At 54.2% G+C, this 751-nt stretch carries 1 protein-coding gene; it reads left to right on the top strand.

The features are described from left to right. The coding region (locus tag GBI66_RS19110) for an Ig-like domain-containing protein (protein ID WP_151717178.1) at window positions 1-751 on the top strand (751 nt) is incomplete at both ends.

The following is a 751-nucleotide window of genomic DNA, read 5'->3' as shown; positions in this document are numbered from 1 at the left end:
ATGTGGTGACCGTGAACGTCAATGGCGTTAACTTAACCACCACCGTACAAGCGGGTGGTACCTGGGCTGTGACGGTTGCCGGCGGGCAATTGGTACTTGATGCTGACAAAGTGATTAACGTCAGCATTGCAGCAACCGATGCAGCAGGCAACGTGGGCAACGCCACTGCGGATGCGAGCTACACAGTCGACATCACCACACCAGTGGTGGTGGTCAATCCAATTACGGGTGACAACATCATCAATGCTGTTGAAGCAGGCGCAACCCAAACCGTGAGTGGTTCAGTGGTGGGCAGCTTCACGGTGGGTGATGCAGTGACTGTGAATGTGAATGGTACGGTGTACAACACCACAGTACAGGCAGGTGGTACGTGGAGCGTGAGCGTTCCAGGTAGCGACTTGAGTGCCGATGCAGACAGCACCATCAACGTCACCGTGAATGTAACCGGTGTCGGACCTGTGAGCACTGACCACAGTTATACCGTGGATATTACGCCACCGAACCCAGCGGGTGCGGTGTTAACGATTGCGGCTGTGACAGCTGACAACGTATTGAATGCGGCAGAGTCAGGTGGCAATGTAACCATCACAGGTACCTTGACTGGTGTTCCTGCTGATGCAGCGACCAGTGCTGTGACCTTGTTGATCAATGGCGTGACCTATACAGCGACCGTTGATCCAGCAACAGGCAACTGGAGCGCGAGTGTTGCAGGTAGTGACTTGTTGGCGGATGGTGATAAAACCATTGATGC

Source organism: Acinetobacter sp. TUM15071 (genome assembly GCF_008980925.1).
GTDB lineage: Bacteria > Pseudomonadota > Gammaproteobacteria > Pseudomonadales > Moraxellaceae > Acinetobacter > Acinetobacter dispersus.
This window is presented reverse-complemented; position numbering and strand designations above follow the sequence as displayed.